A 14,084-nucleotide genomic window follows, 5' to 3' on the forward strand; every position below is an offset into this window, starting at 1 on the left:
AGCTGTGAGGAAAAGATATGCAGATTAATGAGAAGATAAAAAATTTTAATAAGTATCAAAAAATACTCTGCGTGCTTCTTTTTATAATACTAATCTTGGCGGTAATATCCATTATTTCCATGAATAAGAAGCCAAAGTCGCTTGAAAAATATATTAAATCTCATCCATCAACGCAAAGGGAAATTGAGAATCTCAACAAGGGCGATGTTCAGATGACGGTTGAAAAGAATACAATAATATATAAATATGATACTAAAAAGGTCTTAGGAGATAAGAATTTCGATGATTTTGCAAAAAATAGCTTGCAAGAATCTCTCGAAAGCAAGGAAGCTGAGAAAAATTGCAAGCTACAGATTTCAAATATCGAAGATAAGACAGGGATAAAGGGAATAAAAGTCAAGATGATCTATATGTATGACGGAAATGAAGTAGCGTCAAAAACATATTAAAAAGGTATCATATAAAAAAGGCATCATATAATAATATAATACCTTAAAATAATTCTTTAAATAATACCTTAAAAATCTTAATCGATTTTATCCAGTGTTGTTATCGAAGCTTCTACAGATGAAAGAGGTGTCAATTCATTGCTATCTTCATCTTTGATAATTAGCCTGAAATCGTCATCAATATCCGATGCTATTCCACGCTGTGTGGTGCCACTGCGGTACTCCACAGCTATTTTTTTGCCCAAGGTAGTGCAGTTCTCTCTATACTCATCAAGATAAATTTTGTGGTCAAAATTCTCTTTGAATGGGAAGACCTCATAAAGGGCATTTGCGATTTCATCTCTAAGGCCATCTAAATCATAAATATGGAGAAAACCGATCTCATCTTTTAACTCGTCAGGCAAAGGCAGGTCACGCTCGCTTATATTGCAATTTAGCCCAATTCCTATTATCACATATGAAGTTCCAATATTGGTCTGCTCAAATTCAGTCAAAATTCCGCCTACCTTTTTACCATTTGAGTAGATGTCATTTACCCATTTTATTGAAATTTCTTCTTTAGTAAATTTTTCTACAGCACGCTTTACCAAAAGTGCAGTAATCGGAGTTATATAATTAATATAATCTAGGTCTTCCTCGCTGGTAATTTCAAATAGGTAGGACATATATAATCCACCCTCCGGAGAAAAGAACTTTTTGCCATATCGACCTTTGCCATCAGTCTGCCTTTTAGAAGTGAGAATTAAAGGCTTGTCGATAGAGAGATTTCGTTCAATAAAAAATTTTGCATAATTATTTGTAGAATCAATCGACGGCATAGTGACATAATTAAATTTGCTATTTTCCATTATATTAATATCCTCCAATAATTTTTATATGTAATATGCCTATTATTATAACCCATAGATATGATAAAATACAAAGAATATTATCATGCCTCATAATGACAAAATCACAATTGATAATATATTTAACTAGCTTTGCAGGAGGTATTTTAACATATGAATAAATTTCTTGTAGCTAATGACGACGGAATTAATGCTTTAGGCATACAATCCCTCATCAAGAGGCTTTCGCTTTATGGCGAGGTATATGTGTGTGCTCCGTCAGACCAGAGGAGTTGCATGAGCCAGTCTATGACCCTTAGAAAACCTATAAGTGTAGAGCCGGTAGAAATAGATGGTACGGTTGCTTCTTTCAGTTGCAGTGGAACGCCTGCAGATTGCATAAAATTTGGGATTCAGTGGACAAAAGATCACAATATTGATATAGATTATGTGTTCAGCGGTGTTAACCACGGTGCGAACGGCGGAACGGACATAAGGTATTCAGGCACAATGGGGGCAGCTATGGAAGGAGCTATGAGCGGTATAAGGTCGGTAGCGATGTCCGTATTCAGTCATGAGGCAACGGAATTTGAATTTATACTTGATATGATTCCTGAAATACTTGAAATTTCAAAAGAGCTTCCCAAGGATGTCGTTTTAAATGTAAACTCGCCAAATCTCCCTAAGTGGAAGATAAAAGGAGTGAAGATGGTTTCATCGGGACCTAGGAGTTTCCTTGATAGATTTATAATATCTTCACCAAGCAATCCTGAGAACGGCGAAAGCATTTATCCGGATAGAAAGGCAGAATACAAATACGAGGGTAAACTCATGGATTTCAGCGGGACAGATGAGGAGATTGACCTAGGTGCAATCGCGGGAGGATATGCGACAATTACACCGATAAAGGTAGATGCAACAGATTACGAATCGCTGATAAAGATAAATAAATTAAATGAAAAAAATGCAATCTGTCTATTCATGAATTATCAGGAGAAATTGATTGACAGAATTAAAAATAGCAATGAGATTATTGATAGGACGAAAAGGCTTGCAAAATGTGCGGATATTTTGAATTTAAAAATCATCTATTCAAAGCATTTTGCGGGCGACCTAGGTGATATTCCTGATGAACTTAGCAAGTTATTTTCCAAGGGAAAGAAGGTAGATACAGTTAATTTTGACCTCTTTGACATTGACGGTTTTTATCAAGATTTAATCCCAAGAGCGGGAAGTAAGATTGTAATATCGGGACTTGAAGCCCATGTTTCCCTTTTACAGACAGCCTTAGGCTTTATCAAAAGAGGGTTTGAGGTAATAGTTCTAAGCGATTGCTCTTCATCAAGAAGTGAGGAAGATTTCAAAGTTGCTATGGATTTTCTGTCTAAGGCTGGTTGCATGATAATGACCTATGAAGCATTTATCTATAGCATAATTGGTACAACAAATCATGAAAATATAGAGGAACTTCTAAAGATAATAAATGCGGAGTATGATAAAGAGCCTTCAGATGATATAATCGCAAAAGAGGATAGCGATGAAAATATATTTGAGATTAAGCAAAAAAATATGGAATATAAGGAAGATGAATATATAAAACATATAGAAGGTAGAGATGAAGAATTTGTAAATATATCTCGAAAAAAAGACAATACTTATGGATATATGCCTGAACCAGCGGAGCGTATCATTCCAGACTCATTTGAAGAATAATATATTGTAATATCGAATATCGAGATAATTAACATTTATAAATTTCATGAAGAATTTTAATAAATATTTTTAATAAATAATTTTAATCAAGGAATAATTTTTAAAGTGTAAAACTAGGAGGGGTTTAATGAAAAAAGAAGCAAATAGTGGAAACAGGTGGTTATATCTAGCTGTAGGAACAGTGATGCTATTGTTCCTAGGACTGATTTACGCGTGGTCAATCTTCAAGGTTCCACTAAGCGAAATATATACAGACTGGACGGTGGCACAGATTTCGCTGACATTTACAATTTCAATGATAATGTTTTGTATCGGTGGGTTTATCGGCGGAATTTTGACAAAGAAGCTTAGCGTAAAAATTAGATTGATTATTGCGGCGATTCTTCTCTTTGTTGGATTTTTTGGAGCATCGAGATTACAGCCTGACAATCAGGAGCTAAGCCTCAAGATGATATATATTTTCTATGGAGTGTTTGGTGGTGCAGGAGTTGGCCTTGGATACAATGCTGTAATAGTTACAGTAACTCAGTGGTTCAGCGATAAGGTTGGACTAGCATCTGGAATAATGCTCATGGGATTTGGCCTTGGCGGATTAGCACTGGGAAGCGTTGTAAGCAAGCTTATTGAAATAGATGGAATAGCTAATACATTCGGAATATTAGCAATTGCAATTGCAATTTGCATGGTCGTAGGAGCTATCATAATCAAGTCGCCTGCACCTAGAGAGAATATCGAGAATAAGGAGAGCGAAAAGAGCAAAGCGACAGATGAAGCTGTTAATAATTATTCTCCAACCGAGATGATAAAAACAGGAAAATTCTGGTATTTTATGATTTGGGCAATTCTTCTAAATTCTGCAGCACTTCTCGTAATAAATAGTGCGGCAAACATTTCTCTTGCTTTCGGAGGCCCAGCGGTGCTTGGACTCATAATATCACTTTTCAACGGAGCAGGAAGAATATTTGCAGGTTCTAATTTTGACAGAAATGGTACCAAGCTAACTTCGTTATGCAATATGGTTCTGATGCTCGCTGCAGGAGTACTGTTATCTGTTGCTGCCTTAGCGGATTCTCTTATAATAGTGGTATTTGGGCTAATATGTGCAGGCCTTGCATATGGAGGAATGCCAACTATTACGGCGGCTTATACTAATAAGACATTTGGACCAAGGGATTACTCAACTAATTTTTCGATAGCTAATTTCGCAATAATTCCAGCAGCCATAATAGGACCGATGGTTTCATCAAAACTCCTAGATGCTGCAGCTGGAAAATATGACACGAATTTCTACTCGATTATCGCGTTTTCAGTAGTGTCAATTGTATTCTGCGTGCTTTTCTTAAAAGCAAGCAATAAGAAAAAGTAGGATAGCTGGATTTCTTGACATTAAAGGGTATTTATTGTATCATCGGTCTGTGCGTAAGTTCGATGATATATGCTGTTGTAGCTCAGTCGGTAGAGCACTTCCTTGGTAAGGAAGAGGTTCGGCAGTTCGAGTCTGCTCAACAGCTCCAGCTTTATTAAGAGATTTTATAATCTAGGAGGGAAAAAATGGCAAAGGAGAAATTTGAAAGGACCAAACCGCATATTAATATCGGTACAATAGGACATGTAGACCACGGAAAGACAACGCTAACAGCGGCAATCACAAAGGTACTACACAATAGATATGGAATGGGAACAGATGTAGCCTTCGACCAGATAGACAAGGCACCAGAAGAGAAGGCAAGAGGAATCACGATTTCATCATCCCATGTAGAGTATGAAACACCAAATAGACACTATGCACATGTAGACTGCCCAGGACACGCAGACTATGTAAAGAACATGATAACAGGAGCAGCACAGATGGACGGAGCAATCCTAGTATGTGCAGCAACAGATGGACCAATGCCACAGACAAGAGAGCATATCCTGCTATCAAGACAGGTAGGAGTACCATATATAATCGTATTCCTAAATAAGTGCGACATGGTAGATGACGAGGAGCTACTAGACCTAGTAGAGATGGAAGTAAGAGAGCTACTAGACGAGTACGAGTTCCCAGGAGATGATACACCAATCATCAGAGGATCAGCCCTAAAGGCACTAGAAGATCCAGCAGGCGAGTGGGGAGACAAGGTAGTAGAGCTAATGGAAGCAGTAGACTCATACATACCAGAGCCAGAAAGAGATAATGACAAGCCATTCCTAATGCCGGTAGAGGATGTATTCTCAATAACAGGAAGAGGAACAGTAGCAACAGGAAGAGTAGAGAGAGGAACACTCGAAGTAGGCGAAGAGGTAGAACTAGTCGGACTCACAGAAGAAAAGAGGAAGGTAGTAGTAACCGGAGTAGAGATGTTCAAGAAGACATTGGACAAGGCAGAGACAGGAGATAACATCGGAGCACTACTAAGAGGAGTGCAGAGAGATGAGATCGAAAGAGGACAGGTACTTGCAGCAAAGGGAACAATCCAGCCACATACAAAGTTCAAGGGACAGGTATATGTACTAAAGAAGGAAGAAGGCGGAAGACACACACCATTCTTCAATGGATATAGACCACAGTTCTACTTCAGGACAACAGATGTAACAGGAGATCTAAAGTTACCAGAAGGAACAGAGATGTGCATGCCAGGAGATAATGTAGTAATGGACATCAGACTGATAACTCCAATAGCAATAGAAGAAGGACTAAGATTTGCTATAAGAGAGGGAGGAAGAACAGTAGGATCAGGAGTAGTAACAGAGATTATCGAATAATCTTATAGGAACCATTAGATACAATAAATACATTAAATACAAAAGATTTATACGAATAGAGTCATAAATGAAGTGCACCCCAAAAGTTAGAAAGCAAGCTAACTTTTGGAGGTGTATTTTTTATTTTAAGGTGAATTTTTTAATTTGTAAAATCCATTTCATAAGCATTTCATAAATATGATGTAATATTTTTATATAGACAAAGTTAAAGAAAGGAGAATGGTGAAAATTGATTAAAAATGCTCTGGCATATGTCTCGAGAAAAAAGAATAGAACTTTAATCATATTTATTATCTTAACAATAGTTCTATCTTTTTTATACTCGTGTTTAAGCATAATGAAATCAAACGAAGGCTTGGAAAAATCCTTATATAAGTATTCAAATTCTTCTCTTTCCATAACGAAAAAAGATAATGGATATTTTGAAACGGAGAAATTTAAGGAAGTAAAGAGGATAAAAGAGGTTAAGGAACTTACATATGAGTACAATGGACTTGCTAAACCTGTAAATGCCAAGGTTGTTACGGGGAAGCAAAAAATTGAAAGAGATAATCTTCCAGATGAGTTCAATAATATTTTATCCTTAGAGGCGACAAATAATACAAAGAGGAATGTGTTGTTTACAAGCGGAGTTTTCACAATAAAAAAGGGAAGAGGGATTAATGAAAATGATATGAACAAAATCCTGGTACATGAAGACTTTGCCAAGAAGAACAATTTGAAATTAAATGACAAGATCGGACTTAACTTGTTAGATAACGATAATATGGCACAGGACAAGGAAGAAAAATATGAAATCATAGGAATTTTTTCAGGTAAAAAGCAGGAAAAATATACAGGGCTATCTTCTGATTTCAGCGAAAATTCAGTATTCATAGATTACAAATCTCTTGAAAAGACCTTGTTTGACGGTAAAGCAGGTCTTTCAAACAAGATAAATGTGTATACGGATAATCCCGAAAATATAAAAACAGCTTTTGAAAAGATTAAAAATATAAATATAGACTGGTCAAAATATAATCTTGAAAAAGACACGGGAGCTTTTGAAGAAATAATAAATTCCCTGAGTGGCATAAAACACTTAATAAAGATTATCGCATACTCAATTGCTATAGGAGGGCTGGTAGTAATTTCACTGATATTGATACTTTGGTTAAGGGAGAGAATATATGAAATAGGCATTTTGCTTTCGATTGGGATAAGCAAGGCAAAGATAATATCACAATTTATTATCGAGCTAATCATAATATCCATACCTGCTTTTCTAAGCTCTCTAATACTTGGCAATCTCATACTTAAACAACTTACAGGTAGGCTAGTAGAAAGCGGGAGCGGAGGAGATTTAAATATAGACATAATTAAAAATCAAAGTCTTTTGGATAGCATCACTACTTTTTTACAAAGCTACGGAATCTTAATAAGCATAATCATCATTTCTGTAGCACTGGCATCTTCAATGATTTTAATAAAGAAACCTAAGGATATATTGTCAAAAATTAGTTAGGAGGAAAAATGGACATATTGGAAATTAAGAACGCATCTTATTATTATGGAGATTCAAAGGACAAGATATTGTCATCTGTAAATCAGAAATTTGAACTTGGTAAATTTTATGCAATAATTGGAAAATCAGGAGCAGGAAAGTCCACCCTATTATCTTTACTTGCAGGTCTTGATAAACCTAAAAGCGGTGAAATTGTATTTAAGGGAGAAAATATAGAAGATAAGGGTTATAACAACCATAGAAAGAATAATATATCTCTCGTTTTTCAAAATTACAACCTAATAGATTATCTCTCGCCTCTTGAAAACATAAGGCTTGTAAATACCAAGGCAGATGAATCAATCCTTCTTGAGCTTGGGCTTGATAAGACACAGACTAAGAGAAATGTAATGAAATTATCGGGTGGAGAGCAGCAGAGAGTTGCAATAGCAAGGGCACTCGTGTCAGAGGCACCTATAATTTTAGCAGATGAGCCTACAGGAAATCTCGACAGCGTTACTGCGGGTGAAATAATAAAATTATTAAAAAAATTAGCAAAGGAAAGAGATAAGTGCGTAATTGTTGTAACACACAGCAATGAGGTTGCAAGTGCTGCGGACATAGTCCTAGAGCTAAGTGGGAAGAAATTAAAAAAGGTTAATAAGATTAGCTAGGAGGTATATAATGATAAAAAATGCTTTTGCATATGTAACAAGAAAAAGTCTAAAATCATTGATTCTGATATTGGTTATATTGGTAATGTCAGCTCTATGCCTCATAAGCTTGTCAATTAAGGATAGCACCAATAAGGCATCTAAGAAAACATTAAGCAATATAACAAATAGCTTTTCGATTGAAATTAATAGGCAGGTAAATCCCGGAACTCCTAGGGGAGGCGGAAATGTAAAAGGTCAGGATATAAAAAAAATATCTGAATCAGGGGACATAGAGAGCTATGTTAAGAGGATAAATAGCGTTGCAGACTTGGTTGGCCTTGACATAATTGAAACTGATGAAACGCTTGCTAATCAGTCGGAGGAGAGAGCAAAGAATTTCAAGAGCACTGTTATGCTAACAGGTGTAAATGATTCATCAAAAGAAACAAAATTTGTGTCAGGTGCGTACAAACTAACTTCCGGCGAGCATTTGAACAATGATGATAAAAACAAAGTTCTAATTCATAAGGATTTAGCGAAAAAGAACAATTTAAATATAGGTGATAAGATAAAATTAAAATCGAACCTATTTGACGCTGATAATGAAAAGGGTGCAGATGAAACCGTAGAAGCCGAGATAAAAGGTATTTTTGATGGACATAATAATGGCGGTGTAAGTGCTGCACAGGAATTATATGAGAACACTCTGATTACAGACCTTGATACAGCGGCAAAGGTCTATGGAAATACTGAAGATACTGCGGTATACCAAGATGCGACCTTCTTTGTAAAAGGCGATAAGAACCTAGATAAGGTTATGAAAAATCTAGGGAAGCTTGACATCAACTGGAGAGAGTATAATTTAATTAAGAGCTCATCGAATTATCCGGCACTTCAGCAGTCGATTTCAGGAATTTATGGAATTGCAAATAGGTTGTTTGCAGGTTCGCTAATCTTCGCTGGAATTGTAGTTTCGCTCTTGCTCTTCCTCTGGATGAATGCTAGAAGAAAGGAAATAGGAGTGCTACTTTCAATCGGAAAATCCAAGTTTGAAATTTTCGGGCAATTTATAATTGAGCTATTATTTGTATCAATCCCTGCATTTGTCCTCGCATTCTTTCTTGCGGATTACACAGGGAAAATCCTAGGGAATAAGATATTGAACAAGGTTACAGGCGATATTGCAAAACAGATTGCAAGGCAGTCTGCATCAAGTCAGCTCGGAGGAGGAGCAGAGGTTGATGGTTTCAATAAAACTTTAACAGGGCTTGACATCAATGTACTTCCAAAATCAATGGTATATGTAGCCCTATTTATGGGAATTGTCTTAATTATTTCGCTCGTTATTTCATCATCAGGTATTTTGAAAAAGAATCCAAAAGAGCTTTTGATTGATAATAAGTAGATTGATTATAAATAAATAGATAATAAATAAATGATAATAAGTAAGAAAATTATCGGTGCAAGTAGCACCGATTTTTTATATAATATAAATATTAAATTAGATGAGGCAGATATATGAAAATACTTGTTGTTGAAGATGATAATATGATTAGAGAGGGTATTATAGAATACCTTAGAGAGCATGAGTACCAAGTCTTTGAAGCAAAAGATGGGAAAGAGGCATTGTCAAAATTTTCTAATGAAATAAACCTTGTCATATTAGATATTCAAATTCCATTTATAAATGGGTTAGAAGTTTTAAAGGAGATAAGAAAGACGAGCAAATTGCCAATACTCATACTTACAGCATTTAGCGATGAGGAGTATAAGATTGACGCATTTACAAATTTAGCAGATGGATATATTGAAAAGCCATTTTCTCTCTCAGTCTTAAAAGCTAGAATTGATGCTCTGATAAAGAAGTATTATGGCGAGATAGAAAAGTTTGAATACAAGAATGTGGAGATCAATTTCACCAGTTATACGGCAAAGGTAGATGGTGAAGATGTAGAAATTAATGCAAAAGAATTAGAGGTTCTAAAGTTCTTGCTTAATAACGAGGGCCGTGCAATGTCGAGAGATAAGATAATTGACAATGTATGGAAAGAAACGGACGAAATTCCATATGACAGGGTTATCGATGTATATATAAAGGAACTGAGGAAAAAGCTTGGCTTAGACTGCATAGTAACTGTTAGGAATGTAGGATATAAATTGGAGAGAAGATGAAGAATTTAAAGATATTTCCCAAGATGTTCATACAGATTTTTTCTATTCTCGGAGTGATAGTTTTATTGGTTCACCTGCTTATATTTTTGATTTTCCCAAAGACATATCTAAGCACGAGAAAAGAGGAGATAAGGACAAAGGCAAATGAGATTTCTAGAAATATCGAGGGGAAGGATATAAAAAGTATCGAAGAAACACTTAGCGTTTTTTCCAAAAGTAGTGACATAAAGGGCTTTATCAAGGGTAAAAATAATAATAACGAAGTTAAAATAGGAGATGATGATAATCTAGGTATAGATTTAGGAAGCGACAATAACTCCCTTATAATTGAAGAGAGAGAGATTTCACTAAATAATGGAGAAAAAATATCGATTCAGTTCGTTTCGACTGCTGATATGAAAAAAGATGCAAAAGACCTAAGCCTGAGATTTCTTCCATACACCTTGTCAATATCATTAATTTTATCGATTCTTGTTTCGCTCATCTATGCAAGGTCAATAAAAAATAATATTGAGGAAATAAAAGCTGTAACAGACAAAATGATGGAGCTCGACAAAAATGCTCATCTTGAGGTTAATTCAAAGAATGAGGTAGATCAGTTAAAAAGTCAGATAAATGACCTATATTTTACATTGCTTAAATCAATAGATGATTTAGAACTTAAGAATAGAGAGATTGTAAGATTAGAAAAGCTTAAATATGATTTTTTCAGAGGAGCATCGCATGAACTAAAAACGCCACTTGCTAGTTTAAAGATAATTCTTGAAAACATGAAATATAATATTGGGAAATATAAGAATAGAGATGTCTACATATCTGACTGTATAGATATAGTAGATCATCTAAGCCAGAATATTTCTCAAATACTTTCGATTTCATCATTAGAGCGATTTAAAGATGATGAAGAATTATTTGAGATAAAGGACGAACTAAATGAGATATTAAAAAATTATTTACTTCTTATCGGTCAGAGAAATCTAGAAATCAATAATAAAATATCCGATGAAAAGATTTACATAGGGAGGTCAGCCTTCAAAATCATCTTATCTAATTTGATAAGCAATGCGGTGAAATATGCTGATGAGTCCGGCTTTATAAATATTGGAATAAAAGACGGCTGGCTTTATATCGAAAGCTCATATAAGGATAAAAAGCCTCTTGATATGGATAGAATATTCGATATTAATTTTAATCTCAGCAAGGAGATGAATAGCGGACTGGGCTTATATGTAGTCAGCAACCTGCTCAAAAATTATAATAAGAGATATAAAGCAGAGCAGGATAAGAATGTCTTTGTATTTAAAATAGAACTATCAAATTAAATTATTTTTTTATAATATAAAAGCGAGAGTAAAAGATAAAGGCAAAGGCAAAAGTAAAAGCAAAGGCAAATTAATAACAAAATATAAAATGAAAGCAAATATTAAATAGGAGTATTGGGATTATAAAATGGACATTTTTTCTATAATAACATTGTTTGGCGGACTTGCTCTATTCCTCTATGGAATGTCAGTGATGTCATCGGGTCTAGAGAAGCTTGCCAGCGGGAAGCTGGAAACTATTCTCTACGATATGACTTCAAGCAAGGTTAAGTCTTTACTTCTAGGAGCAGGAGTTACAGCGGTAATACAGAGCTCGTCAGCTGTAACAGTAATGCTTGTGGGACTCGTTAATTCAGGAATAATGTCAACTGAGCAGACTGTTGGGGCAATAATGGGCTCAAATATTGGAACGACGATTACAGCATGGCTACTCAGCTTGGTAGGCGTAAGCAGTGACAATATAGTACTTAATCTGCTTAAGCCTCAGTCATTTTCTCCTATCATGGCATTAGTCGGCGTCATATTATTTATGGCAGCAAAATCCAATAAGAAAAAGGATTCAGGACTTGTCATGATTGGATTTGCAATTCTAATGTATGGAATGAGCTTCATGAGCGAGTCTATGGAGCCTCTCCAGCATAGCGAAAAATTCACAGGTATTCTCACCGCTTTAAACAATCCAATTCTCGGTGTACTTGCAGGATTATTGATAACTGCTATAATTCAGAGCTCATCTGCTTCTGTTGGAATATTACAGGCAATCTCAATGACCGGCGGGTTAAGCTACGGCATGGCGATACCTATAATAATGGGCCAAAACATAGGTACCTGCGTCACTTCGCTTATTTCAAGTATTGGCGTTAATAGAAATGCAAAGAGAGTAGCGGCAATTCATATTTCATTTAATATAATTGGAACGATTATATTTATGGGCATTTTTTACCTTGCTCACTACATTGTAGATTTCTCATTTATAAATAATAGTGTTTCGCCGGTCAACATAGCTATACTTCATTCGCTTTTTAATATTTTAACTACGATAATTCTATATCCATTTAGCAATAAGCTCGTAAATATAAGCAATAAAATCGTTCACTTTGACAAAGATGAAGAAGAAAATACAGAATTTCTCGATGATCTTTTACTTAAGACACCAGCAATAGCAGTTGATGAGGCTAGGAAAAAGATGAAAGAAATGCTCATCATGGCATTTGACAATTTCGAGAGGGCACTTAAGCTTTCAGACCAATGGGACGAAAAGATTTTCAAAAAACTCGTAAAGACCGAAAGCAAGCTTGATTATTACGAGGACCAGCTTAGCGGGTTTAATATCAAGATAGCAGGAGAAGAGCTTTCTGATGAAAACTCTAGGGCGGTCTCCATGATGCTACATACTATTACAGATGCGGAGAGAATAGGCGACAGGTCATTAAATATAGCTGAAAGTGTAAAGGAATTGATAGACAAGGGAATTGTTTTTTCAGATGATGCGAGAAAAGAACTTAATATAATTGCAGAGGCACTTAGGGAAATTGTCTATAATACAAAGAAATGCTTTATAGAAGGAGATATAGAATCAGCTTACATGGTAGAACCGATTGAAGAAGTTATTGATGACTTGGTTGAAAAGAGCAAAGACAACCATGTTGCAAGATTAAAAAATGGAAGCTGTACACTTGAGCTGGGACTTATATTAAATGATATTTTGATTAATTTAGAGAGGATTTCTGATCACTGCTCAAATATTGCGGCAGATAAGATAGAGATGGAGGGAGGAAATCTTCATCTTCATGAATATAAGAAGAAGATTAAAGAGCAAAAAGATGATAAATTTGCCCACCTCTATAGCGAGTACTCAAATAAATATAATATCGAATAAAAACAATTGTATTAGAATACATCTTTGATTGAATCGAAGATGTATTTTGGTCTATATGGGAAATTATCTATATCATTTCTGCTTGTCACGCCTGAGAGAACAAGAATAGTATCAATTCCTGATTCAATGCCTGCGATAATATCAGTATCCATTCTATCGCCAATTATTACAGCATCTTCAGAGTGAACACCGAGCATTTTTAACCCCGTCCTCATCATTAGAGGGTTGGGTTTACCAACAAAGTATGCAGGCTTACCTGTAGCAAGCTCAATTGGAGAAATCATAGCCCTGCAAGCGGGGATTATCCCATTCTCTGATGGACCCGTCAAATCGCTATTTGTTCCAATAAGCTTTGCTCCATTTCTGACAAGATTTACTGCTTTTAACATATTTTCATAATTTAATGTGTTACCCTCTCCAACAATTACATATTCAGGGTCTACATCATTCATAACTATACCTGCATCGTGTAGAGCGGTAATAAGACCGGCTTCTCCCATTACGAAAGCTGAAGAAGCAGGTGACTGACTGCTGACAAATTTTGCTGTTGCAAGAGCACTGGTATAAAAGTGGTCAGCTGCACAGTCTATTCCCATCCTAAGCAATTTCTGCCTTAACTCCTCAGGAGATCGGTCAGATGAATTAGTTAGGAAAAGAAATGGCTTATTATTATCCTGAAGAGTTTTGACAAAATCCTTTGCTCCAGAAAGCAATCTATTTCCATGATAGATTACACCGTCCATATCTATTATAAAGCCTTTTTTATCTAGTAACTTATCCAATTTAATCTCCTCGCTTATCTCTTAATTAATATTTAGTAACCTTTTATATATAATTT

Annotated in this window: 12 protein-coding genes and 1 tRNA gene; 11 read left to right on the forward strand and 2 right to left on the reverse strand. The window is 35.4% G+C overall.

Annotated elements, in window-relative coordinates; genetic code table 11:
* Window positions 1-17: 17 nt before the first annotated feature.
* Window positions 18-449 (forward strand): DUF4854 domain-containing protein, encoded by a 432-nt coding sequence (locus tag BQ5371_RS03185; protein WP_071132498.1) that lies wholly within the window; start codon window positions 18-20, stop codon window positions 447-449.
* 77 nt (window positions 450-526) lie between these two features.
* On the opposite strand, the gene BQ5371_RS03190 is transcribed toward BQ5371_RS03185, so the two are convergent.
* Window positions 527-1,297, reverse strand: coding sequence for a biotin--[acetyl-CoA-carboxylase] ligase (locus BQ5371_RS03190; RefSeq protein ID WP_071132499.1), 771 nt, complete (start codon window positions 1,295-1,297; stop codon window positions 527-529).
* A gap of 153 nt (window positions 1,298-1,450) precedes the next feature.
* On the opposite strand from BQ5371_RS03190, the gene surE reads away from it, so the two are divergent.
* From surE to BQ5371_RS03240, 10 genes are all read left to right on the forward strand, one after another.
* Entirely contained in the window at window positions 1,451-2,989 is a 1,539-nt protein-coding gene (gene surE / locus BQ5371_RS03195; RefSeq protein ID WP_071132500.1) for a 5'/3'-nucleotidase SurE, read from the forward strand.
* 127 nt (window positions 2,990-3,116) lie between these two features.
* Window positions 3,117-4,355 carry an MFS transporter gene (locus BQ5371_RS03200; RefSeq protein WP_071132501.1) on the forward strand — a complete coding sequence of 413 codons (1,239 nt, stop codon included), beginning with the start codon at window positions 3,117-3,119 and terminating at the stop codon, window positions 4,353-4,355.
* 71 nt (window positions 4,356-4,426) lie between these two features.
* A tRNA-Thr gene (locus BQ5371_RS03205) sits at window positions 4,427-4,503 on the forward strand.
* A gap of 37 nt (window positions 4,504-4,540) precedes the next feature.
* Window positions 4,541-5,734, forward strand: coding sequence for an elongation factor Tu (gene tuf, locus BQ5371_RS03210; RefSeq protein ID WP_071132502.1), 1,194 nt, complete (start codon window positions 4,541-4,543; stop codon window positions 5,732-5,734).
* A 229-nt stretch (window positions 5,735-5,963) separates the two neighbouring features.
* On the forward strand, window positions 5,964-7,238 hold the full coding sequence (locus tag BQ5371_RS03215; RefSeq protein ID WP_071132503.1) for an ABC transporter permease: 1,275 nt from the start codon (window positions 5,964-5,966) through the stop codon (window positions 7,236-7,238).
* A gap of 8 nt (window positions 7,239-7,246) precedes the next feature.
* Window positions 7,247-7,891 carry an ABC transporter ATP-binding protein gene (locus BQ5371_RS03220; protein WP_071132504.1) on the forward strand — a complete coding sequence of 215 codons (645 nt, stop codon included), beginning with the start codon at window positions 7,247-7,249 and terminating at the stop codon, window positions 7,889-7,891.
* A 10-nt stretch (window positions 7,892-7,901) separates the two neighbouring features.
* The gene (locus BQ5371_RS03225; protein WP_071132505.1) at window positions 7,902-9,278 is read left to right on the forward strand and encodes an ABC transporter permease; all 1,377 of its coding nucleotides are present in this window, start codon (window positions 7,902-7,904) and stop codon (window positions 9,276-9,278) included.
* 113 nt (window positions 9,279-9,391) lie between these two features.
* Window positions 9,392-10,045 (forward strand): response regulator transcription factor, encoded by a 654-nt coding sequence (locus BQ5371_RS03230; RefSeq protein WP_071132506.1) that lies wholly within the window; start codon window positions 9,392-9,394, stop codon window positions 10,043-10,045.
* Entirely contained in the window at window positions 10,042-11,367 is a 1,326-nt protein-coding gene (locus BQ5371_RS03235; protein ID WP_071132507.1) for a sensor histidine kinase, read from the forward strand. The genes BQ5371_RS03230 and BQ5371_RS03235 overlap by 4 nt, the downstream gene beginning before the upstream one ends.
* A 127-nt stretch (window positions 11,368-11,494) precedes the next feature.
* The gene (locus tag BQ5371_RS03240) at window positions 11,495-13,246 is read left to right on the forward strand and encodes a Na/Pi cotransporter family protein (protein WP_071132508.1); all 1,752 of its coding nucleotides are present in this window, start codon (window positions 11,495-11,497) and stop codon (window positions 13,244-13,246) included.
* Window positions 13,247-13,257: 11 nt separating this feature from the next.
* Here BQ5371_RS03240 and BQ5371_RS03245 read toward each other — a convergent pair whose 3' ends face one another.
* On the reverse strand, window positions 13,258-14,028 hold the full coding sequence (locus tag BQ5371_RS03245; RefSeq protein WP_235821174.1) for an HAD-IIA family hydrolase: 771 nt from the start codon (window positions 14,026-14,028) through the stop codon (window positions 13,258-13,260).
* Window positions 14,029-14,084 lie beyond the last annotated feature (56 nt).

This window comes from Alterileibacterium massiliense, assembly GCF_900104645.1.
Classification (GTDB): domain Bacteria; phylum Bacillota; class Clostridia; order Peptostreptococcales; family Anaerovoracaceae; genus Alterileibacterium; species Alterileibacterium massiliense.